19 protein-coding genes are annotated in these 24,237 nt (G+C 39.7%); 18 read left to right on the top strand and 1 reads right to left on the bottom strand.

Annotated features, from left to right (window positions below; translation table 11 throughout):
• The first annotated feature begins 75 nt into the window (after positions 1–75).
• From CRI88_RS05495 to CRI88_RS05435, 13 genes are all read left to right on the top strand, one after another.
• Positions 76–1,047 (top strand): ABC transporter substrate-binding protein, encoded by a 972-nt coding sequence (locus tag CRI88_RS05495; RefSeq protein WP_058844295.1) that lies wholly within the window; start codon positions 76–78, stop codon positions 1,045–1,047.
• Complete coding sequence (locus CRI88_RS05490; protein ID WP_058844294.1) at positions 1,044–2,045, top strand: FecCD family ABC transporter permease; 1,002 nt, start codon at positions 1,044–1,046, stop codon at positions 2,043–2,045. The genes CRI88_RS05495 and CRI88_RS05490 overlap by 4 nt, the downstream gene beginning before the upstream one ends.
• Entirely contained in the window at positions 2,042–3,502 is a 1,461-nt protein-coding gene (locus tag CRI88_RS05485) for an adenosylcobinamide amidohydrolase (RefSeq protein WP_036121471.1), read from the top strand. The genes CRI88_RS05490 and CRI88_RS05485 overlap by 4 nt, the downstream gene beginning before the upstream one ends.
• A 12-nt stretch (positions 3,503–3,514) precedes the next feature.
• Positions 3,515–4,078, top strand: coding sequence for a cob(I)yrinic acid a,c-diamide adenosyltransferase (locus CRI88_RS05480; RefSeq protein WP_036121468.1), 564 nt, complete (start codon positions 3,515–3,517; stop codon positions 4,076–4,078).
• Between the two features lie 270 nt (positions 4,079–4,348).
• Positions 4,349–6,583 (top strand): heterodisulfide reductase-related iron-sulfur binding cluster, encoded by a 2,235-nt coding sequence (locus CRI88_RS05475; protein WP_058844293.1) that lies wholly within the window; start codon positions 4,349–4,351, stop codon positions 6,581–6,583.
• A 199-nt stretch (positions 6,584–6,782) separates the two neighbouring features.
• Positions 6,783–7,988, top strand: coding sequence for an acetyl-CoA C-acetyltransferase (locus CRI88_RS05470; RefSeq protein ID WP_058844292.1), 1,206 nt, complete (start codon positions 6,783–6,785; stop codon positions 7,986–7,988).
• Complete coding sequence (locus CRI88_RS05465; RefSeq protein ID WP_036121460.1) at positions 7,988–8,839, top strand: 3-hydroxybutyryl-CoA dehydrogenase; 852 nt, start codon at positions 7,988–7,990, stop codon at positions 8,837–8,839. Before CRI88_RS05470 ends, CRI88_RS05465 begins: the two co-directional genes overlap by 1 nt.
• A 58-nt stretch (positions 8,840–8,897) precedes the next feature.
• Positions 8,898–10,034: an acyl-CoA dehydrogenase gene (locus tag CRI88_RS05460; protein ID WP_058844291.1), complete on the top strand. Its 1,137-nt coding sequence runs from the start codon at positions 8,898–8,900 to the stop codon at positions 10,032–10,034.
• Positions 10,035–10,201: 167 nt separating this feature from the next.
• Positions 10,202–11,338 carry an acyl-CoA dehydrogenase gene (locus CRI88_RS05455; protein ID WP_058844290.1) on the top strand — a complete coding sequence of 379 codons (1,137 nt, stop codon included), beginning with the start codon at positions 10,202–10,204 and terminating at the stop codon, positions 11,336–11,338.
• Positions 11,339–11,341: 3 nt separating this feature from the next.
• On the top strand, positions 11,342–11,974 hold the full coding sequence (locus tag CRI88_RS05450) for a TetR/AcrR family transcriptional regulator (RefSeq protein WP_036121448.1): 633 nt from the start codon (positions 11,342–11,344) through the stop codon (positions 11,972–11,974).
• A gap of 93 nt (positions 11,975–12,067) precedes the next feature.
• Positions 12,068–15,316, top strand: coding sequence for a fused isobutyryl-CoA mutase/GTPase IcmF (gene icmF / locus CRI88_RS05445; RefSeq protein ID WP_058844323.1), 3,249 nt, complete (start codon positions 12,068–12,070; stop codon positions 15,314–15,316).
• A 461-nt stretch (positions 15,317–15,777) separates the two neighbouring features.
• Positions 15,778–16,320, top strand: a complete 543-nt coding sequence (gene rpoE, locus CRI88_RS05440) for a DNA-directed RNA polymerase subunit delta (RefSeq protein WP_058844289.1) — start codon at positions 15,778–15,780, stop codon at positions 16,318–16,320.
• 441 nt (positions 16,321–16,761) lie between these two features.
• A complete protein-coding gene (locus CRI88_RS05435; RefSeq protein ID WP_036121444.1) occupies positions 16,762–18,354 on the top strand; it encodes a CTP synthase in 1,593 nt (530 codons plus the stop codon).
• A gap of 51 nt (positions 18,355–18,405) precedes the next feature.
• Here CRI88_RS05435 and CRI88_RS05430 read toward each other — a convergent pair whose 3' ends face one another.
• On the bottom strand, positions 18,406–18,936 hold the full coding sequence (locus CRI88_RS05430; protein ID WP_058844288.1) for a DUF2529 family protein: 531 nt from the start codon (positions 18,934–18,936) through the stop codon (positions 18,406–18,408).
• 155 nt (positions 18,937–19,091) lie between these two features.
• Here CRI88_RS05430 and CRI88_RS05425 point away from each other — a divergent pair, with 155 nt between their 5' ends.
• The 5 genes from CRI88_RS05425 to glpX all read left to right on the top strand — a co-directional run bounded on the left by CRI88_RS05425 (position 19,092) and on the right by glpX (position 24,187).
• Positions 19,092–19,451 carry a response regulator gene (locus tag CRI88_RS05425; RefSeq protein ID WP_036121440.1) on the top strand — a complete coding sequence of 120 codons (360 nt, stop codon included), beginning with the start codon at positions 19,092–19,094 and terminating at the stop codon, positions 19,449–19,451.
• Between the two features lie 679 nt (positions 19,452–20,130).
• A complete protein-coding gene (locus CRI88_RS05420; protein WP_036121426.1) occupies positions 20,131–20,985 on the top strand; it encodes a class II fructose-bisphosphate aldolase in 855 nt (284 codons plus the stop codon).
• A gap of 150 nt (positions 20,986–21,135) precedes the next feature.
• Entirely contained in the window at positions 21,136–21,786 is a 651-nt protein-coding gene (gene fsa, locus CRI88_RS05415) for a fructose-6-phosphate aldolase (RefSeq protein ID WP_036121423.1), read from the top strand.
• 63 nt (positions 21,787–21,849) lie between these two features.
• Complete coding sequence (locus CRI88_RS05410; protein ID WP_036121421.1) at positions 21,850–23,136, top strand: UDP-N-acetylglucosamine 1-carboxyvinyltransferase; 1,287 nt, start codon at positions 21,850–21,852, stop codon at positions 23,134–23,136.
• Positions 23,137–23,230: 94 nt separating this feature from the next.
• A complete protein-coding gene (gene glpX / locus CRI88_RS05405) occupies positions 23,231–24,187 on the top strand; it encodes a class II fructose-bisphosphatase (protein ID WP_036121428.1) in 957 nt (318 codons plus the stop codon).
• The last annotated feature ends 50 nt before the right edge of the window (positions 24,188–24,237 follow it).

Raw genomic sequence — 24,237 nt, 5'->3', positions numbered from 1 at the left:
AAGATGAGGGGTCTTATTTTGATGGAGAAAATATTTCTAACCAATTGACGCACGGATCAACAAAGGAGGATTCACATGAAGAAATTTTGGAAAATAGGATTATCAGCATTTTTAGCAGTAGGTTTGTTAGCAGCATGTGGGCAAGAAGCCAAAAATGACAAGCCAGTAGCTACGGAGCAGCAAACACAGCAAGAGACTCCACAGGTGGATGAAGCAACATTCCCAATGACCATAACAGATGCCATTGGCAAGGATATTACACTTGAAGCACCGCCTGAAAAAATTGTTTCTCTTATTCCAAGTAACACAGAGATATTATTTGAACTTGGTTTAAATGATGAAATAGTTGGGGTGACAGACAATGATGATTATCCACCAGAAGTCGCTGAAAAGGAGAAAGTTGGGGGCATGGAGTACAATATTGAAAAAATTATTGCCTTAAAGCCAGATATCGTGTTTTCGCATGAATCTAGCATGTCCCTTTCAGAAGCGGCGATTGAACAGCTTGAGTCAGCAGGTTTGAAAGTATTTGTCGTAAAAAATGCACAAGACTTTAATGAAACTTACACAACGATTGAGCTGCTTGGTCGTGCAACAGGGAAATTACCAGAGGCTGAAAAAATCGTTGCTAATATGAAGGAAAAAGTGGAAGATGTTCTGACAAAAGTAAAGGATGTCGAACCCAAAAAAGTGCTAGTCGAAGCATCGAATGAACCTACTATTTATACGGCGGGTAATGGCACATTTATGAATGCTATGCTGGACATGATTCATGCAGAAAACGTAGCGGCAGATGCGAAGGATTGGTATGAAATTAGTTCAGAACAAATTATTACGAAAAACCCAGATGTCATCGTTGTGACATATCATTATGTACCAGATATTTTAACAAAAATACCACAACGTGCTGGTTTCGATACTGTTAATGCCGTGAAAAATAAGGCAATCGTTCAAGTAGATGAAAGCACAACAAGTCGTCAAGGTCCCCGTTTAGGAGAAGGTCTTGAAGAATTAGCAAAAGCTATTTATCCAGAGGTTTTTAAGTGAAAAAAATAGCACTAGCCTATGTACTAACATGTACGCTTCTTGTCATTAGTATCTGGTGTGGCGTAGCAATAGGCTCAGTTCATATTCCGTTAGAAGTTTTATGGAATCAAGCAGTTGATGAAACGGCTGCTAATATCTTTTGGAAAATCCGTCTGCCACGCGTGTTGTTAGCGGGACTAGTGGGAGCTTCTTTGGCCATTGCTGGAGCAGCTTTCCAAGGGTTGTTAAAAAATCCATTGGCAGATCCATATACATTAGGCGTTTCATCAGGGGCATCTGTTGGTGCTGTTATTACGATTTTTTTTAGTATATCTATACCGGTCGTAGGCTTGTATGCCCTACCCACTTTTAGTATGATAGGCGCAATCATCACGATGGTAGTGGTCATGAGCTTTGCTAGAATGGTAGACCGTTCATTGAAGATGGAAACGTTAATTTTAACAGGTGTTATTTTTAGCTCATTTCTAGGTTCTCTCATTTCATTAATGATCGCTTTATCTGGAGAAGAGCTACGCCAAGTAATTGGCTGGTTACTAGGTTCTGTGTCAATGCGTGGATGGCCATATGTCCAAATGATCACGCCATTTGTTATTGTTGGTTCCATTATGCTTTGGACGCAAAGACGAGAGCTAAATGTTTTGTTATATGGTGAAGAGCGCGCGAAGCATTTAGGTGTCAATGTGAAACGTAGTAAGTATTTGATTTTAGCGGGTGGCTCCATGTTAACAGGAGCTGCTGTAGCGGTTTCTGGCACAATTGGCTTTGTAGGATTAGTTGTACCGCATATGACAAGGATGATTTGGGGTTCTGACCACCGCCATTTATTGCCATTATCGTTTTTCAATGGCGCAACTTTACTCATTGTTTGCGATTTAGTAGCACGAACAATTATTGTGCCAAGAGAGCTACCTATTGGTGTTATTACGGCGTTTATTGGTGCACCTGTTTTCTCCTATATTTTTTATAAGCAACGAAGAAGTAAGGGGGTACGGGCATGATTATTGTCGAACATCTATCAGGTGGTTATGAAGATGTACCAATCGTCAAGGACATTAGTTTTACTGTGGAAAAAGGGAAAATTCTTGGTATTCTGGGACCGAATGGTAGTGGGAAATCCACATTATTAAAGGTAATGAGTGGGATATTACCAGCTACTGCTGGAACAATCACAATTGATGGACAAAATATCCTTTCTTATAATGCCCGTGCTTTGGCGCAAAAGATGGCTGTACTACCACAGCTTCATGCAAATGCTTTCTCAAACAGTGTAAGGGAGGCCATTTCACTAGGGCGCTACCCCCATCAAACAGGTTTTTTCTCAAGTTGGTCTGAACAGGATGAACAGGCTGTTCAGCATGCCATGCTGCAAACAGGTGTGAAACGCTATGAGCACACCCCGTTAGAATTTTTATCGGGTGGTGAACAACAAAGAGTATTTGTTGCCCAGGCATTAGCGCAAACAGCAGAAATTCTACTGCTGGATGAGCCAACCAATCATCTAGACATTGCACATCAACGGCAAATCTTAGATATGGTCAGGAAGGAAGCTGTGGAGTGTGGTTTAACGGTCGTTATGGTACTACATGATATGAATTTAGCCTCTCTCTATTGTGATGAATTATTGCTTATGGAGGGTGGGCAAATGAGAGCACTTGGAGTACCGCATGAAGTATTAATAGCCTCCCAAATTGAAGAAGTTTATCAAGCACGAGTGGCTACATATGCCCATCCCGAAATACCAAAACCTCAAATTACAATGATGCCCGCAACAACTGATTACCAGCAGCGAGCTGTCATCAAAAAAGAACATTTCATGATAACGGAACACTATATTCAACTTCAATCAGAGATTCCGTTAAAAACAGTGTCCTCTGCTGTTCATAACCCAGGTATTGGCTGGCATAATTGCTTGTTAAACCGCTCTGTACCTGGTGATTATGTGATAAGTGATGTAAAAAGAGAAGTTAGTGATTTTTTGCAAAGAGAGAATTTTTCCCCAACAAGTACTGTTGTGATGCTGACAGCAGTGCCAACAGCTCTTGTTGCCATTAATGAATTTTCAGCGCCTTTTGGCAGTATGATAGTAGCTGTAACAGCTGGTGTGGGCAATGCGGTTGATGTATCACGTGTACACGAAAGACAGGATGATCCATATATTGGTACTATCAATACATGGATCATAATCAATGGCTGTTTATCGGAGGAGGCATTTTTCCAGGCACTGATGACAGCTACAGAGGCGAAAACAAAAGCTTTGCAATCAGAAGATATTCGTGACGAGCGTAGTGGAACTATTGCTACAGGAACTGCTACAGATAGTCTGTTAATTGCAGCAACTCAAAAAGGGGAAGAAATGCTGTATGGTGGCCCGATTACGGAAGTTGGTAAAATGATTGCCAAGGGTGTTTATGAAACAACAGTTCAGGCCATCAGAAATTATAAAAATCAGTTTTAGGAGATGAGAGAAATGAAGCTTTACACGAAAACAGGCGATACGGGGAAAACAAGTCTAATTGGCGGACGCGTTGATAAAGATAGCTTACGTGTTGAAACATACGGGGCGATTGATGAATTAAACTCTTTTATCGGGAAGGCAGTAAGTGAATTAGATCAAGCACTTTTTAAGGATATTTTAACAGATCTTGAAACAATTCAGCATGAACTATTCGATGCTGGTGGTGACCTTGCCAATGTGATGAAAGAACGCCACTATAAATTAACAGAGCAACCGATTGAAGTGTTGGAAGCTCGTATAGATGCTTTATCAGATGAGGCACCACCATTACAACGTTTTATTTTACCAGGTGGCGCACCAGCAGCTGCAACTTTACACATTGCTCGTACAGTTGCACGACGAGCAGAGCGTGAAATGGTGACACTTATGAAAGAAGTGGAGGACGTGCCGAAAGTTGTACAAAAATATTTAAATCGATTATCAGATTATTTATTTGCAGCCGCACGTGTTGTAAATGCTCGATTAAACGTAGCGGATATTGAATACATTCGCAGTGGCAATGTCTTCAAAAAATAAACTTGTTATGTGGATGTCGCAGCTTTTATTAATTAAATTTTAAAAAAGAAAAGTAAAAAAATGCTACTTTGAATAAATTTCAGGGTGGCTTTTTTTCTTGTAAAGTGTAAGAATATAAAATTATCAGAAATATTTCCGTTTTATGTTGACTGAATGCTCACTCATTTATTAGAATAGGAATATATTGATATAGTGACGCACATTTCCGTATGAACTAGCAAATTTGCCGCAAAGAGAGAAAATTACGACAAACTAAAGGGGGGACCAACCATGAGTCCATTATTAATTGCTAACATAGTCTTAACAGTCGTGGTTGTGCTTTATGCAGTAGGATTGTTCTTCTATCTGTTGAAAACACGCTATAAGTATGTGCAATTGGGGAAAAAGGTTGAGTTTGATGAAAGTGTTAAAGAGCGACTACGCTATATTATGGTCAATGTATTTGGTCAAAACAAGCTATTAAAGGATCCAAAGAGTGGATTAATTCACGTGATGTTTTTCTATGGATTTTTGATGGTTCAGTTAGGGGCCATTGATTTAATTTGGAAAGGACTAGCACCAGGATCACATCTGCCATTAGGTATTTTCTATGGTGTCTTTACATTCTTCCAAGAGCTTGTAGTTTTAATGATTTTAGTTGCGGTAGTGTGGGCATTTTACCGCCGCTATGTAGAAAAGCTAGTGCGTCTAAAAAGAGGATGGAAAAACGGTCTTGTGTTAATTTTCATTGGTGGCTTAATGGTCTCAACATTAATCGCTAATGGTATGGGATTAATCTGGCATGGTGAGGGGTTAACTTATACGGAGCCTGTTGCTTCAAGCATTGCTGCTATATTTGGCTTCCTACCTGCATCAGTAGCTGCTGGAGTATTTTATGTTATGTGGTGGGCACATCTTTTAATTCTATTAACATTCCTTGTGTATGTACCACAATCTAAGCATTTCCATTTAATTGTCAGCCCACTGAATGTTTACATGAATCGTTTAGATCGTGTGGGTACATTAACGCCTATCGATTTTGAGGCATTAGAAGAAGCAGGAGAAAATGCTGAAAGTGAAGAGGATATGCCTTCAATTGGAGTTGGACGCATACAAGACTTCACACAAAAGCAAATGCTCGATCTGTATTCTTGTGTGGAATGTGGACGTTGTACCAATATGTGTCCTGCAACTGGAACAGGAAAAATGCTGTCTCCAATGGATTTAATCGTAAAATTGCGTGATCATTTAACATTTACTGGCGCTGTTGTAACAAAGCAAAAGCCTTGGGTACCTTATCAATTCTTTGCCAATACCAAGGGTAATCAGCTTGCGATGGCTGCTGGTGCTGAAGGCGCAGTAATTGAAGATATTTACAGCCCATCTTTAATTGGCGATGTGATTACAGAAGAAGAAATTTGGGCTTGTACGACTTGTCGAAACTGTGAGGATCAATGTCCAGTAATGAATGAGCATGTTGATAAAATCATCGACCTACGTCGCTATCTAACAATGACGGAAGGAAAAGTTAATCCTGATGCACAACGTGCCATGACAAATATCGAACGACAAGGGAATCCTTGGGGCTTAAACCGTAAAGAAAAAGAGAATTGGCGTGATCTTGATCCAACAATCCATATTCCAACAGTAAAAGAGTTAAAAAAATCTGGCGAAGAAATGGAATATCTATTCTGGGTTGGTTCGATGGGGGCATTCGATAATCGCTCTCAAAAAATTGCTTTAGCTTTCTGTCGTCTATTAAACGAAGCTGGTGTGAAGTTTGCGATCTTAGGAAATAAAGAGAAAAACTCTGGGGACACACCTCGTCGTTTAGGAAATGAATTTTTATTCCAAGAATTAGCTACAGCAAATATTGATGAGTTTGAGAAAAATGATGTGAAGAAAATAGTGACAATCGACCCTCATGCTTACAATATCTTTAAAAATGAATACCAAGACTTTGGCTGGAATGGCGAAGTGTATCATCATACTGAAATACTAAATCAGTTGATTGAGGAAAATCGTCTGGCACTCAATTATGAAGTTCATGAAACAATTGTTTTCCACGATTCCTGTTACTTAGGCCGTTACAATGATGTTTATGATGCGCCGAGAGAAATTCTACGTGGTATCCCGGGTGTGAAGCTTGTGGAAATGGAACGAAATCGCGAAACTGCTATGTGCTGTGGTGCAGGTGGTGGCTTAATGTGGATGGAAGAGCATGTTGGTAATCGCATTAATGTAGCTCGTACAGAGCAAGCTCTTGCTACTAATGCATCCGTTATTTCATCTGGCTGTCCTTATTGCTTAACAATGCTGGAGGATGGTACAAAGGCAAAAGAAGTGGAAGACTCTATTGGCACATTCGATGTAGCAGAATTACTAGAGCGTTCAGTGTTCGGTGAAAAAGTGAAGGCTGTTGATCCTTCATCTGAGGAAGCTGAAGAAGAAACATTAGAAGCAGTGGTAGCATCCGTAGAAAATGTTCAACAGGACGAGAATACGGAATCGAACGCAGAAAAATGATTGCTATTGTAGAAATATTTTAGTTATCTGAAAAATATAAATTGCACAATAAAAAATTGTTTTGTAGAATAAGATTAAATGGAAATGGGAGTTGCAACTAACAAGCTCCCATTTTTCATCGATAGAAGTCGAGCGAGCGTTCAGTCAATGAAATGCTATACTACTTCATCGAGTACGTAAAACAAAAGGGGTGTTTTACTTGAATAGAGCTGTCATTTTAGCAGGAGCAAGAACTGCATTTGGTAAATTTGGAGGTTCATTATCAACATTACATGCAAGTAATCTAGGGGCAATTGCAATAAAAGGTGCGCTAGAGAAAGCAAATATTGCATCTGACGAAGTAGATGAGGTTATTTTGGGCTCTGTTTTACAAGGGGGACAGGGGCAAATACCTTCGAGGCAAGCTGCGATAAAAGCCAATTTACCAACAGCGGTAAAAACAGAAACAATCAATAAAGTTTGTGCATCAGGGATGCGTGCAGTGACATTAGCAGATCAATTGATTCGATTAGGGGACGAAGAAGTGATTATTGCTGGTGGAATGGAGTCTATGTCCAATGCTCCGTACTATCTGTTAAATGGTCGAAATGGCTTGCGTATGGGAGATTCCACAATGGTGGATGGCATGCTTTATGACGGTTTAACATGTGCTTTCGATAAAGCGAGACCGCATATGGGGAGCTATGGTAATGCAACAGCTAAGGAATTCTCGCTCAGTCGTGAGGAACAGGACGCTTGGTCTGTTCGCAGTCATGAGCGCGCACTAGCGGCGATTGAACAAGGTTACTTTGCTGAAGAAATCGTACAAGTGGAGATTCCACAACGTAAAGGACAACCACTGGTCGTCGATACAGATGAAGCACCAAGAGCAGGTACAACGTTGGAGGTACTAGCAAAACTGAAACCAGCCTTTGACAAGGATGGCACGATCACAGCAGGTAATGCACCTGGCGTTAACGATGGTGCATGTGCCCTCGTGGTTATGAGTGAGGAACGTGCCACACGTGAAGGAAGAGAGCCATTAGCAATAATTTTAGGTCATGAAGAGCTTGCCATTGAGCCAGAAAACTTCCCACAAACACCAGGTCTTGTTATTAATAAATTGCTGAAAAAAACCAATAAATCATTAGCAGATATTGATTTGATCGAAATCAATGAGGCCTTTGCAGCAGTCGCCTTGGTCAGCAAGCAGTTAGCTGATTTAGATGCTGAAAAGGTGAATGTTAATGGCGGTGCGGTTGCTTTAGGTCATCCTATTGGAGCATCTGGTGCACGTATTATTTTAACGCTTGCACAAGAATTGAAGCGTCGTGGTGGAGGCATCGGTATTGCTGCAATTTGTTCAGGTGGGGGTCAAGGTGATGCGATTATGATTGAAGTACCAAAAACAGGGGGACTGAACTAATGGGAATTCAAAAGGTAATGGTCATTGGTGCAGGGCAAATGGGCTCTGGTATTGCACAAGTTTGTGCACAAGCAGGCTATGATGTGAAATTGAATGATATCAAACAAGAGTTCTTCGAGCGTGGAATAGGAGTTATTACAAAAAATTTATCACGTGATGTAGAAAAGGGCCGTAAAACGGAGGATGACAAAGCGGCTGTTTTAGGTCGAATTAGTATGTCACTAGATTTACAGGATGCTAGTGATGTAGATATTATCATCGAGGCAGCAGTAGAGAATATGGACATTAAGCAATCCATCTTTAAGCAACTTGATGGCATTGCACCAGCACATGCCATTTTAGCTACGAATACATCTTCGTTGCCTATTACTGAAATTGCAGCGGTAACAAATCGACCAGAGCAAGTAATTGGTATGCATTTTATGAATCCAGTGCCAGTAATGAAGCTTGTTGAAATCATTAGAGGCTTAGCAACTACGGATGAAGTATACAAAGCTGTTGAAGCGATGACAGTCAAGTTAGCGAAAACACCAGTAGAAGTGAATGACTTCCCAGGATTTATTTCAAACCGTATTTTGCTACCAATGATTAATGAAGCAATTTATGCACTTTATGAAGGTGTAGCTACGAAGGAAGCAATTGACGATGTGATGAAGCTAGGTATGAACCATCCGATGGGACCATTAACATTAGCAGACTTCATTGGCTTAGATACTTGCCTTTACATCATGGAAATTTTACATGAGGGTCTAGGAGATAGTAAATATCGCCCTTGTCCACTGCTTCGTAAATACGTTGCAGCTGGCTGGCTAGGAAAGAAATCAGGAAGAGGCTTTTACGTTTACGAATAATCCTATGGGGATGGGGTTATGTAGATGTTGCGGACAACTTAGAGGGGTGACATTATAGATGCAATTGCAATTTACAGATGAGCAAATGATGATGCGCGATATGGTTCGTCAATTTGCTCAGGAAAAAATTCAACCATGGGTAGGGCGGATGGAAGCAGGAGAATTTCCACGTGAGCTTCTACAACAAATGGGTGAACTTGGCTTAATGGGGATTACGACACCAGAAGACTTAGGTGGCTCTGGTATGGATTTTACATCGTATATTATTGCGATTAATGAATTGTCAAAAGTAAGCGCTGTAATGGGGGTTATTTTATCAGTGCATACTTCGGTTGGAACAAATCCGATCATTTACTTTGGAAATGAGGAACAAAAGAAGCGTTATGTACCAAAGCTTGCAGCCGGGGAATATTTAGGCGCATTTTGTTTAACAGAGCCAGGTGCAGGCTCTGACGCAGGTTCTCTACAGTCAAAGGCAGTACGAGATGGCGATGAATATGTGATTAACGGCTCTAAAGTTTTTATTACAAATGGCGGAGAGGCTGATGTATATATCGTATTCGCCTCAACCAACCCTGCTGAAAAAACACGAGGTATTTCAGCTTTTATTGTTGAAAAAGGAACACCAGGTTTAATCATTGGTAAAGATGAACAAAAGATGGGTTTACATGGCTCACGCACTGTTCAACTGACATTCGATAATTGCCGCATCCCAACCGACAACCTTTTAGGGGAAGAGGGAGAAGGCTTCAAAATTGCGATGGCGAATTTAGATGTAGGGCGAATCGGTATTGCAGCACAGGCATTGGGGATTGCTGAAGCAGCACTAGAGGCGGCTACTACTTATGCAAAAGAGCGTGAGCAATTCGGAAAACCGATTGCTGCTCAACAAGGAGTTGGCTTTACACTCGCTGATATGGCAACAGCTGTTGAATCGGCAAAACTATTAGTGTATCGTGCAGCAGATTTACGTGCAAAAGGTTTACCGTGTGGAGCAGAAGCTTCAATGGCCAAACTTTTCGCATCACGAACAGCTGTACAAACGTCAATAGAAGCGGTTCAAGTTTTTGGCGGCTACGGCTACACAGAGGACTATCCAGTAGAGCGATATTTCCGTGATGCAAAGGTCACGGAAATCTATGAAGGTACAAGTGAAATTCAAAAACTAGTTATTAGTAAACATTTACTGAAATAAAGCCTGATGATAGGCTATTCTCTTAGGGATGACTTATTAAAGTGGAGTAAAGACCTCATCAAGAATGGAAACTCGCTCCAATGCTCCAATATGATTGACAATCGCTGAACCCAGAACAACACACAGGTAACATAGAACAGAGTCTAATTAAAAAGGGGAAATGGACAATGAACTTTCAGTTAACAGAAGAGCATGAACAATTACGTGAAATGATTCGTGATTTTGCTATAAATGAAGTGGCACCAACAGCTGCTGAACGTGACGAGAATGAAGAATTTGACCGTGCAATTTTCGATAAAATGGCGGAGCTTGGGTTAACTGGTATTCCGTGGCCAGAGGAATATGGTGGAGCTGGGTTTGACTACCTTGCATATGTCATTGCTGTTGAAGAATTATCACGTGTCTGTGCCTCCACTGGGGTAACATTATCAGCACATACTTCACTGGCAGGATGGCCACTGTACAAGTTCGGTACAGAAGAACAAAAACAAAAATACCTTCGTCCAATGGCAGAAGGAAAACATATTGGTGCGTATGGTTTAACAGAACCAGGTTCAGGATCTGATGCGGGTGGCATGAAAACATATGCTAAACGTGATGGCGATTATTATATTTTAAATGGCTCAAAAATCTTTATTACAAACGGCGGAGTGGCAGATACATATATTGTGTTTGCAGTAACAGATCCAGAAGCTAAACACGGTACATCAGCATTTATCGTGGAAGCTGGATTTAAAGGTTTCTCTGTAGGGAAGAAAGAAAAGAAATTAGGAATTCGTTCATCTCCTACAACCGAAATCATTTTCGACAACTGCCGTGTTCCAAAAGAAAACCTACTAGGAGCTGAAGGGGAAGGTTTTAAAATTGCTATGACGACACTAGATGGTGGACGTAATGGTATTGCTGCTCAAGCTGTAGGAATTGCACAAGGAGCGCTGGATGCAGCAGTTGACTATGCCAAAGAACGTGTGCAATTTGGTAAACCAATCTCTGCTAACCAAGGTGTATCTTTTAAATTAGCAGACATGGCAACTCAAATTGAAGCTTCTCGACTTCTTACATACCAAGCGGCTTGGTTAGAGTCTAATAACCTACCATATGGTAAGGCTTCTGCAATGGCGAAATTAATGGCTGGCGATACAGCAATGAGTGTAACGACAGAGGCGGTTCAAGTATTTGGTGGCTATGGTTATACAAAGGATTATCCAGTAGAGCGCTTTATGCGTGATGCGAAAATTACTCAAATTTACGAAGGTACGCAGGAGATTCAACGTCTTGTAATCTCGCGTATGCTAACGAAATAATTGATGACAGAAAAAGATAAAAGGCCCCAAGTACAGTCAACTGTAAAAGATGAAAATTTAATCGCCATTCGTCGTGAACAAATGATTCAAGGAGCTATTAAGCTATTTAAAGAAAAAGGCTTTCATCGTGCCACGACGAGAGAAATCGCAAAAGCTGCAGGCTTTAGTATTGGTACTTTATACGAGTACATCCGTACTAAAGAAGACGTTCTTTATCTTGTTTGTGATAGTATCTATCATCATGCAATGGAGCGGCTTTCAAGTTACGAGATTAAAGCTGGAACAATTGATGAGTTAAAAGAAATGATTCGAGAATATTTCGTGCAAATTGATAGCATGGTTGATGAGCTAACAATCATGTATCAAGAAACAAAATCATTGTCAAAAGAAGCACAACGCTATGTTTTTAGTAAAGAGTTTGAAATGGTTGCCACTTTTGAACGCTTGCTACAGCGCTGTGTGCAGTCTGGGGAACTAACAATGACAGACAAGCAAATCCATTTAGCAGCCAATAACTTAGTTGTCTCAGGACAAAGTTGGGCGTTCCGCAAATGGGCATTACATCGTCAACATTCAATTGATGAGTTCATCGACATGCAAATCACCTTGTTCATTTCAGGCATAAAGGGGTTCTAATATTTCGTAAGGGGTTTGTCGGCAATTGCATACATCGACATTGCAATTGTCGGCTTTTTTCAATTCATTAAGGGGAGAGAGTGGGGAATTCATATGACAAAGGTAGAAGTATATCGTCCAAAAAATCACGTACGTTTTGTGACAGCATCAAGTCTTTTTGATGGACATGATGCTTCGGTCAATATAATGCGACGCATATTACAATCGAGCGGTGTAGAAGTAATCCATTTAGGGCATAACCGTTCTGTCGAAGAAGTCGTGAATGCCGCGATTCAAGAAGATGCACAAGGTATTGCAGTTTCTTCTTATCAAGGCGGGCATATGGAATACTTTAAATATATGTATGATTTGCTGCGTGAAAAAGGGGCACCGCATATTAAAATTTATGGCGGTGGTGGTGGGGTTATTTTACCTCGTGAAATTAAAGAGCTTCATGCGTATGGCATTGCAGGCATTTTCTCACCAGAGGATGGCCGTGTTTTAGGGCTACAAGGGATGATTAATGAGCAAATTAAAGGAACGGACTTTCCAACTGCAACAGGCAACTATTTAGATAAATTAGAGGCTTTAACGACAGAAACGCCTGAAATTTTAGCCAATCTAATTACAGCAGCTGAGTCAAATGAGGATGAAGCTACGAAAGAGATGTTAATTGAGGCACGAAAGCGTTCAAAAGGTACACCTGTCATGGGGATTACAGGAACAGGTGGCGCAGGGAAATCTTCATTAACGGATGAGCTGATTCGCCGTTTCCTGAAAGAATTCCCAGATAAACGTGTAGCCATTCTTTCAGTCGATCCAACAAAGCAAAAAACAGGTGGAGCATTACTTGGCGATAGAATTCGCATGAACGCCATCTTCAATAACCGCGTTTATATGCGTAGTTTAGCAACACGAGGCTCTCGCACTGAATTATCTGCATCTATTGGTGATGTAATAGATGTAGTACGTGTAGCGGGCTATGATTTAATCATCGTCGAAACAAGTGGTATTGGTCAAGGTGATGCCGAAATCACAAGGTATACAGATCTTTCCATGTATGTTATGACAAGTGAATTTGGTGCACCTACACAGCTTGAGAAAATTGATATGATTGATTTTGCAGATGTCATTGCGATCAATAAGTTTGAGCGTAAAGGCTCGGAGGATGCGCTACGTCAAGTACAAAAACAATACCAACGATCTCGTGAGCTATGGGAAGAATCACTTGATAGTATGCCTGTTTATGGAACAATTGCTAGCCAGTTTAATGACAAAGGGACCAATGCATTATTCGCAGCTTTAGTTCATATTATTAACGAAAAAACAGGCTACAATTGGGAAACAAGCTATGAGCAATTTGCTAAGACGCAAAAGCAAGATGTCATTATTCCAAACGATCGTCGTTATTATTTACGTGAAATTACTGACACGGTTCGTGGCTATCATAAAAAATCAGAACAGCAGGTGGGATTTGCTCGCCGTCTGTTCCAATTAGAAGGTGCTATTACGGCAGTTAAGGAAAAAGCACCAGAGGATGCACTTATAGCATCGCTTTCTTCTTTAGCACAAGGTGCCAGAGATGAATTATCAGCAGAATCCAAGCGTATATTGGATAATTGGCAAACTTTAAAAGAAGCTTATGCTGGTGATGAGTTTGTGACGAAGGTTCGAGACAAAGAAATTCGCACTATTTTAAAAACAACAAGTCTTTCTGGTACAAAAATTCCTAAAGTAGCATTGCCGAAATTTGAGGACTACGGTGAAATATTACGCTGGGTGTACAAAGAGAATGTTCCTGGTGAGTTTCCTTATACAGCAGGTGTTTTCCAATTCAAACGTGAGGGAGAAGATCCGAAGCGTCAATTTGCTGGTGAAGGAACACCTGAACGTACAAATAAACGCTTCCACTATTTATCGAAGGATGACGATGCGAAACGTTTATCTACAGCCTTTGATTCTGTAACTCTCTATGGGGAAGATCCAGATTACCGTCCAGATATTTATGGTAAGGTCGGGGAATCGGGTGTATCGATCTGTACATTAGAGGATATGAAAAAGCTTTATGCAGGCTTTGATTTATGTGCACCGTCTACATCTGTATCTATGACCATTAATGGTCCAGCGCCTATTATTTTAGCGATGTTCATGAATACGGCGATCGATCAACAAGTTAAATTGCGCGAACAAGAGCTAGGACGGACTTTGACAGTAGAAGAGTTTACCGAGACACGTGAAAACACATTGCAGGTTGTACGTGGAACAGTACAAGCTGATATTTTAAAAGAAGATCAAGGACAGAACACATGTATTTTCTCGACAGAGTTTGCTTTACGTATGATGGGTGATATTCAGCAATACTTTATTGATCATAAGGTGCGTAACTACTATTCCGTTTCTATTTCGGGTTACCATATTGCAGAAGCTGGGGCAAATCCTATTTCCCAATTAGCTTTCACCTTAGCAAATGGCTTTACGTATGTAGAGTATTATTTAAGTCGTGGCATGAATATTAACGACTTTGCACCAAATCTATCGTTCTTCTTCTCGAATGGACTTGATCCAGAGTATACAGTAATTGGACGTGTTGCTCGTCGTATTTGGGCCATTGTAATGCGTGATAAATATGGTGCCAATGAACGTGCGCAAAAGCTAAAATATCATATTCAAACATCTGGTCGTAGTCTACATGCGCAAGAGATTGATTTTAATGATATTCGTACAACATTACAAGCATTGATGGCATTACAAGATAACTGTAACTCATTGCATACAAATGCCTATGATGAAGCTATTACAACACCTACAGAGGAATCTGTACGTCGTGCCATGGCTATCCAAATGATTATTACGAAAGAGCATGGCTTGGCAAAAAACGAAAATCCTCTGCAAGGTGCATTTGTTATAGAAGAATTGACAGATCTTGTAGAAGAAGCGGTCCTTGAGGAATTTGATCGTATTAATGATCGTGGTGGTGTTTTAGGTGCAATGGAAACGCAATATCAACGAGGTAAAATTCAAGAGGAGTCCATGTACTATGAAATGTTAAAGCATTCAGGGGAGCTACCAATCATTGGTGTCAATACGTACCTGAATCCAAATCCACCTTCAGACGCTGCTATCGATAATATGGAAATTGCTCGTGCATCCACAGAAGAGAAGGAAACGCAAATTCGCAATTTACAAGCATTCTGGAAGACGCATGAAGAAGAAAGTGAAGCTGCAATCGCACGTTTACAAGAAGTTGCTGTTAACAATGGTAATATTTTTGCTGAGCTTATGGAATCAGTAAAAGTAGCAAGCTTAGGACAAATTACAAAAGCTTTATATGAAGTTGGCGGACAATATCGTCGAAATATGTAATTGTAGACATTCAAAACTGCTTTTTTTCTAACATTTTTTTCTAATTTATGTAACAAGCTTCTCTAGTTTCTAGTGTCTAGTCTTAAGATTAGGCACTTCTTTTTATTTTCGTTATAATAGAAATGTAAAAAAAGGGGAGGCGCAGTAGGGATGAAATCATTTATTCACTACATAATTATATTAGCTTTAGTATTGGTAGCCATTTTCCTGTATAATAAGCAAATTGGCGCTATTCCTTTACTACTATTATCTGTTTATTTGTTTTATCTTGGAATAAAAAAAATGCGTAATATAAAAAACAGTAATTGAAGCTAGCAAAGGGGCTAAAACTTTGTATATAATGGGTATTATGCTTATGTATAGAAAGTACCTTTTGCGTGGCCTTTTTTGCTGCGCTTGGAAAATAAAGCACCATGTAATTTTAAAACGTCCATTGTGATGAGGGAAAGGAAGTGCACGAATTGAATTTTCGTGAAATGACAAAGGAACAATTAACGGAAGAATCGTTAATTAACTTAGCTTATGCAATTTTAAATGAAAAACGTGCCTCAGTGTCTTTTAATGATTTACTAAAATTAATTCAAGAGCTTGTGGGCTATAGTGATGCAGAAATGAAATCCCGTCTGTTACAATTTTATACAGATATTAATATTGATGGCCGCTTCTTATATAATCAAGAAGCAGGATGGGGCCTACGTGAATGGTTTAAAGTAGAGCAAATTGAAGAAGAAACAGCACCTTCTGTTAAGACTCAAAAGAAAAAATCTAAAGCTGCCTTTGATGATGAAGATCTTGATGAGGATGTAGATTTAGAAGAAGAAGATATCGACTTTGACGAAGACTTCGAAGAGTTTGTTGATGAAGAAGATATTGAAGAAGAGGACGAAGAAAAAGAAGAAATCGATTTTGACGATGAAGAAATCGAAGATATTGATGAAGAAATTGATGAAGACTTTATTGATGAAGAGGAAGAAGAGTTCGACGAAGAAGAGGAAGAAAACTAATACAGTACTCTTAGAATTTTCTTTCTATTAGGCATGGAGTAAAAAATCTTGACTTCTATCACGGTTCCGTTTAATCTTTTACTTGGGCTCCTTAAAAGAAGGAGAAAGACCGTGTATATAATACGCTCCCCCTGCAAACCTATGCAGGAGGAGCGTTTTTTTGTTTTTAACTATATTCAGTTCTCCCATACGTTCATCCAGAAATGAATATAAAAGTTTGGATTTATTCATGATGTATAGTAAACGGTGACTGGATAAATGTTAGAGTTTTAAGGTTTAAAGGAAAGTGGAAAAGAGATAGAACCGATTACAGCTTCGAATCGACTACATTTTTTGTAGACATTCTCGGCTTTTCTTTTTTTAGGGTATTAGAATATAAAGGATTCTGTTCCCCCCTAAGCGAGCTAGTAATTTTAGAACATCATAAGGAGGAATTTATTCATGACGAAGTATATTTTTGTAACAGGTGGGGTTGTATCATCACTTGGAAAAGGGATTGTTGCAGCATCTCTAGGTCGTTTATTAAAGAACCGTGGTTTAGAAGTTACGATTCAAAAGTTTGACCCATATATCAATATTGACCCAGGTACAATGAGCCCTTATCAACATGGTGAGGTTTTTGTAACAGATGATGGTGCTGAGGCTGATTTAGACTTAGGACATTATGAACGTTTCATTGACATTAACCTAGGGAAACATTCTACAGTAACTTCAGGTCGCGTTTACCAATCTGTATTACAGAAAGAACGTCGTGGTGATTATAATGGTGGAACAGTACAAGTAATTCCTCATATTACAAACGAAATTAAAGACCGTATCCAACGTGCTGGTCGTGAAACTAATGCAGACGTTGTTATTACAGAGGTTGGTGGGACAGTAGGGGATATTGAATCATTGCCATTCCTTGAAGCGATTCGCCAAATGAAAACAAATTTAGGTCATGACAATGTGATGTATATTCACTGTACACTTATACCTTATATTAAAGCAGCTGGTGAATTGAAAACAAAGCCTACTCAGCATTCTGTTAAAGAATTACGCTCTTTAGGTATCCAGCCAAATATTATCGTCGTACGTACAGAACAAGAAGTACCACAAGATATGAAAGAGAAATTAGCATTATTCTGTGATGTGCAACCACATGAAATTATTGAATCTCGTGATGCAGAGCATTTATATGAAGTGCCATTAAACCTGCATGCACAAGATATTGATGATATCGTTCTTGATCATTTTGGCATTGAAGCACCAGAGGCAGATATGGAAGAATGGCGCGAGCTGGTAGACAAAGTGAAGAACTTACCAAATAAAAGAAAAGTAGCATTAGTAGGGAAATATGTGGAACTACAAGATGCTTACATTTCAGTAGTTGAGGCATTAAAGCATGCGGGCTACGCATTTAACTCTGATATTGAAATTGACTGGATTAATGCAGAACATGTCAATGCAGATAACGTTGCTTCACTATTAAAAGGTGCAGATGCCATTTTAGTACCAGGCGGTTTTGGTGATCGTGGTGTTGAAGGGAAAATTTTAGCGACACAATATGCGCGTGAAAATGATGTACCGTTCCTTGGTATTTGCTTAGGTATGCAATTAGCAACAATAGAATTTGCTCGTAATGTCCTTGGTTTAAAAGGTGCACATTCTACAGAGCTTGATGCAAATACAGAGTACCCAATTATCGACTTCTTACCAGATCAAAATGATAGTGTAGATATTGGCGGTACATTACGTTTAGGATTATACCCATGTAAATTGAAAGATGGTTCAAAGGCAAGCAATGCATACGGTAAAGAGCTTGTTTATGAGCGTCACCGTCACCGCTATGAGTTTAACAATGAATATCGTGAGGCAATGGAAGCAGCAGGTCTTGTCTTCTCAGGTACAAGCCCTGATGGCAAATTGGTTGAAATTATTGAGCTACCAGGTAACAACTTCTTTGTAGCATGTCAATTCCACCCAGAGCTAGTTTCACGTCCAAATCGTCCACAACCATTGTTCCGTGATTTTATCGGAGCAACATTTAAATAATCAAAAAGAGTTGTCTCTCTATTAATGAGACAACTCTTTTTAAATGAATGTTTATAGTTCTTCTTCATCAATACCAAGCATTTCATCATAAGCAATTTTCACTGCTTCATATACAAAAAGTCCAGCAATTGCATGTGGTACAACGATTCTTTGCCCTAAATCATTAGGCAATAAACCACCTTTAACGCGTGTAGAAACATACGTATAGGCCAAATCTGCAAGAGGATTTTCCGTATTCGCTACTTCACTCGCAACAGCAGCGAAAGGAATAAACCGTTTATTTAAGTCTTGAGCTAAAGCCAGTGCCTCCTCATCGTGCGCACTGCGTGTAAAAATGCAAACACGATCAGCTTCAGTTAAGCTTGTACTCAAAGTCCAAGGAGCTAATTTGCTAAATGGTTCAACTGCTTGAGATGCATTGGATTCAATAACTTGCATTTCACCAAAGCAAGCGAAATACACATGACCTTCTCCAATGGCTGCTTGTGCAAGGAGTCTTGCTGTTTCCTCAATAGCCTCCTCTTCATTTTGTGTTATTCTTTGTAATAATCCACTTAATTGTGTTGTTAGAATTTTTGACATGTTCCCACCTCTAACCATATTATAGGGGCGGAAAAGGTAGAAAGCAAAAGCAGATAATTTATAATACTAGAAGGTATTAAGCTGAAAAAGGAGAATTATACATAATAAAGAAAGTTTTTGTGTAAGAATAAAACTAAAAAAGGGCGGAATGAAATGTGAAACGATTACTAATTGTCGATGATCAGCAGGGAATTCGTTTACTTTTAAATGAAGTGTTGAAAAAGGAAGGTTATCTTACATATTTAGCGGCTAATGGTTCAGAGGCATTAAAATATGCAGATGAGCAACAGATGGATTGTGTTTTACTGGATATGAAGATTCCAGGGATGGACGGTATTGAAATCTTGAAACGCTTAAAAGAAAAATTTCCGAAGTTACCTGTATTTATGATGACAGCATATGGCGAATTGGATGTAGTGCAAGAAGCTTTAGAATTAGGAGCTATTCGTTACTTTACAAAACCATTTGATATTTTTGAGGTGCGAGATGAAGTAAATAAGGCTTTACAGGTGTAAAAAACAGACAGTGGACACACGGTCTGTTTTTTATGTTTATTTTGAAAGAAGCGACAGGGTATTGCCTTCAATTTCAGTGTGTTGCACTATGCTGTCGTGTAGAAAATAAGAGCCTCTGCATTTCAGGTGCAAGCCTCTGTTGAGTTACACTCCACAACGGCAGACACTGTCGCTACGTTATACTGCGGCTATCGTGTAGAAAATAAGAGCCCCTGCATTTCAGGTGCAAGCCTTCGTTGAGTTGCACTCCACAACGGCAGACACTGTCGCTACGTTACACTGCGCTATCGTGTAGAAAATAATAGCCCCTGCATTTCAGGTGCAAGCCTTCGTTGAGTTGCACTCCACAACGGCAGACACTGCCGCTACGTTACACTGCGCTATCGTGTAGAAAATAAGAGCCTCTGCTTTTCAGGTGCAAGCCTCTGTTGCGTTGCACTCCACAACGGCAGACACTGTCGCTACGTTACACTGCGCTATCGTGTAGAAAATAAGAGCCCCTGCTTTTCAGGTTCAAGCGCCGCCGTTACGTTGCACTACACTTTGGCGACACTGCCGCTACGTTGCCCTCCGCTTTCGTGTAGAAAATAATAGCCCCTGCTTTTCAGGGGCTATTATTTTTGCTATGATTGAGGGGCATGTTTATGTAAAGAATAGTCCTATGAGGAGGATTTTTAGTATGGCATTAGTATCTATGAAAGAGATGTTAATTAAAGCAAAAGCAGAAGGTTATGCGGTTGGTCAATTCAACATTAATAACCTTGAATGGACTCAAGCAATTTTACAAGCAGCTGAAGAAGAAAAATCTCCAGTGATTCTTGGTGTTTCTGAAGGTGCAGGTAAATATATGGGCGGATTTATTTCCGTTGTTCATATGGTAAAAGGTTTAATGGAATCTTACGGTATTACAGTTCCTGTAGCGATTCATCTTGACCATGGTTCTAGCTTTGCAAAATGTAAAGAGGCAATTGATGCAGGCTTTACTTCAGTGATGATTGATGCATCACATCACTCATTTGAGGAAAATGTAAAAATTACTTCAGAAGTAGTAGAATACGCACATGCTAAAGGCGTTTCTGTGGAAGCAGAATTAGGAACAGTTGGTGGAGATGAAGATGGCGTAATCGGTGGTATTATTTATGCTAATCCAGAAGAATGCCGCAAAATGGTTGAACTGACAGACATCGATTGCTTAGCACCAGCACTTGGCTCTGTACATGGTCCTTACAAAGGAGAGCCAAACTTAGGCTTTAAAGAAATGGAAGAAATCTCTAAATTAGCGGATCTTCCACTTGTCTTACATGGTGGTACAGGTATCCCAACAAAGGATATTCAACGTTCCATTTCATTAGGTACAGCTAAAATCAACGTCAATACTGAAAATCAAATTGAAGCAACAAAAGTAATCCGTGAAATTCTAGACAACGACAAAGTTGTTTACGATCCACGTAAATTCCTTGGTCCAGCACGTGAAGCCATTAAGGCAACGGTTATTGGTAAAATTCGTGAATTTGGTAGTGCACAAAAAGCATAATTTTTGCATTTAATATGTTACAAAAGCATAGTTAAATACACATACTAAGAGAAGTGTTGATGCTTTCAATCGACCTTCTCTTGTTTTTGAAATAATGAAATTTTGGAAAATATTTAATAATATAAGAAAAATGATCAGGAGGAAATAAAAATGAAATTTTTCATTGATACAGCAAACTTTGAAGAGATTAAAGAGGCACATGCATGGGGTATTTTATCAGGGGTTACAACAAACCCATCATTAGTGGCTAAAGAAGAGAATGTTTCTTTCCATGATCGTCTTCGTGAAATAGCTGAGCTTGTTGATGGCTCTGTAAGCGGAGAAGTTATTGCACTTGATGCGGAAGGTATGATTAAAGAAGGTTTGGAATTAGCTGCGATTGCTCCAAACATAACAGTAAAGTTACCAATGACACCAGCTGGATTAGAGGCATGTCGTTTCTTTGCAAACAAAGGTATTAAAACAAACGTGACATTAATCTTTAGTGCGAACCAAGCATTAATGGCTGCGCGTGCAGGTGCTACATACGTATCACCATTTATCGGCCGTTTAGATGACATTGGTCAAAATGGTGTCGAGCTAATTGAAACAATAGCAGATATTTTTACCATTCATAATATCGATACGCAAATTATTGCTGCTTCTGTTCGTCATCCTCAGCATGTTACAGCAGCAGCTTTAGCTGGCGCACATATTTCAACTACACCGTTTAAAGTATTAAAGCAACTTTTCAACCATCCATTAACGGAAAAAGGAATTGAAGGATTTTTAACGGATTGGAATACGAGAAAAGGTGAATAATAAGATTATAAAGTGAGCCAATTGCAAAAAATACTACTTTCCAATCATGAGGGAGAACGCAAAATGGATGTTTATAAAATTACTGGCGAAAATCGTCTACGAGGTACAATTAAAGTTAGTGGTGCAAAAAATAGTGCAGTCGCCTTAATTCCTGCATCAATTTTGGCGAACTCTCCAGTGACTATTGGGGGGATACCCGAAATTTCAGATGCTTGGACGTTAAAGGCTTTATTAGAGGAAATTGGTGGAGAAGTTTCATTTGAGGATGGCACAATGACAATTGATCCTACAGATATGATTGCATTGCCTTTACCAAATGGAAACGTGAAAAAGTTACGCGCTTCTTATTATTTAATGGGTGCTATGCTTGGACGTTTTAAGAAAGCAGTCATAGGGTTACCTGGAGGCTGCTTTTTAGGACCACGACCAATTGACCAACATATAAAAGGCTTTGAGGCATTGGGAGCTAAAATTACCAATGAACATGGAGCCATCTATTTACGTGCAGATGAATTGATTGGGGCAAAAATTTATTTAGATGTAGCAAGTGTTGGGGCAACGATTAATATTATGTTAGCAGCAGTGCTTGCAAAGGGACGGACTGTCATTGAAAATGCCGCAAAGGAGCCTGAAATCATCGATGTAGCGACACTTCTGACGAATATGGGGGCCAATATTAAAGGTGCAGGTACAAGTGTCATCCGTATTGAAGGTGTAGAAGAGCTACATGGTACCGAGCATACGATTATACCAGATCGCATTGAAGCATCTACATTTTTGATAATGGCTGCAGCAGTTGGTGATGGTATTACCATTGATAACGTTATTCCACTGCATTTAGAAGCGATTATCGCAAAGCTTCGTGAAATGGGTGTGAAAATCGAAATTGGTGAAGAAAGTATTTATGTACCAAAAACAGATCTCTCGACATTACAGGCAGTGGATGTCAAAACGCTGGTATACCCCGGATTCCCAACGGACATTCAGCAGCCACTTGCGGTGTTAATGTCACAGGCATTCGGTTCTTCTAAAGTAACAGATACTATTTATACAGCTCGATTTAAACATATTGATGAGCTTCGTCGTATGAATGCAGATGCTCGTGTAGAAGGAAATACAGCTATTATTAAAGGGCCGAGTAAATTACATGGCTCAACGGTAACAGCTACAGATCTTCGCGCGGGTGCAGCTTTAGTTTTAGCTGGTCTCTTAGCTGAAGGCGAAACAGAGGTTCAGGATATCTATCATATTGAACGTGGCTATAGCTCACTTATTGAGAAATTACGTGATTTAGGCGCTGATATTCGACGTGAAACAATCATGGCACGTGTAGCTGAGACAAAGGAATAATGAGAGCTAAAAGTTTTCAGCCAATTATGTTACAATAGAGGTAATTTGAATGTTTTGGCATAAAAAGATGCCGATAACGGGAGGCAAAGCAACAATGGAACGTAGTTTATCGATGGAAGTAGTACGAGTAACAGAAGCAGCAGCAATCGCATCCGGGAAATGGATGGGACGCGGTTTGAAAATTGAAGCAGATGATGCAGCAACAACAGCGATGCGCAAAATGTTCGATACAATTCCAATGCATGCTACAGTAGTAATTGGTGAAGGTGAAATGGATGAAGCACCAATGCTTTATATTGGTGAAGAACTTGGTTTACGAAATGGTGGTCCAAAAGTAGATATCGCAGTGGATCCTTTAGAAGGTACAAATATTGTGGCAAAAGGTACGAACGGTGCCATGACAGTACTTGCTATTGCAGATAAAGGCAATTTGTTAAATGCGCCAGACATGTACATGGAGAAAATTGCTGTAGGGCCAGAAGCGGCTGGAAAAGTGGATATAAATGCTTCTGTCACTTATAACTTATTACAAGTAGCAAAGGCTAAAAATAAAGATATTTCTGATGTAGTTGCTACTCTTTTAGATCGACCTCGCCATCAAGCAATTGTTGATGAAATTCGTGAAGCTGGCGCACGTATTAAGTTTATCCAAGATGGCGATGTTGGCGCAGCAATCAACACCGCTTTTGATGAAACGGGTATTGATATTATGTTTGGAACAGGTGGCGCTCCAGAGGGTGTTATTTCGGCAGTGGCCTTAAAATGCCTCGGTGGGGACTTCCAAGCAAAACTAGTACCAGAGGATGAAGAGCAATTAGAACGCTGCACAAAAATGGGTGTAGATGTTGAGAAAGTGCTTTATTTAGATGACCTAGTAAAAGGCGATGATGCTATTTTTGCAGCAACTGCTGTAACAGATTGCGAGCTTTTAAAGGGTGTTCAATATAAAGGTGCTTATGCCCTAACACACTCAGTAGTTATGCGAGCTAAATCCGGTACGGTTCGCTTTGTAGAAGGCCGTCACGCTCTTGAGAAAAAACCTAGATATTAATGATATTTTCTTCTAAAATATACCTAGTACATCTATTGTGCTAGGTACCT

Origin of the sequence: Lysinibacillus fusiformis (genome assembly GCF_002845985.1) — a bacterium.
Taxonomy (GTDB): Bacteria; Bacillota; Bacilli; order Bacillales_A; family Planococcaceae; genus Lysinibacillus; species Lysinibacillus fusiformis_D.
This window is presented reverse-complemented; position numbering and strand designations above follow the sequence as displayed.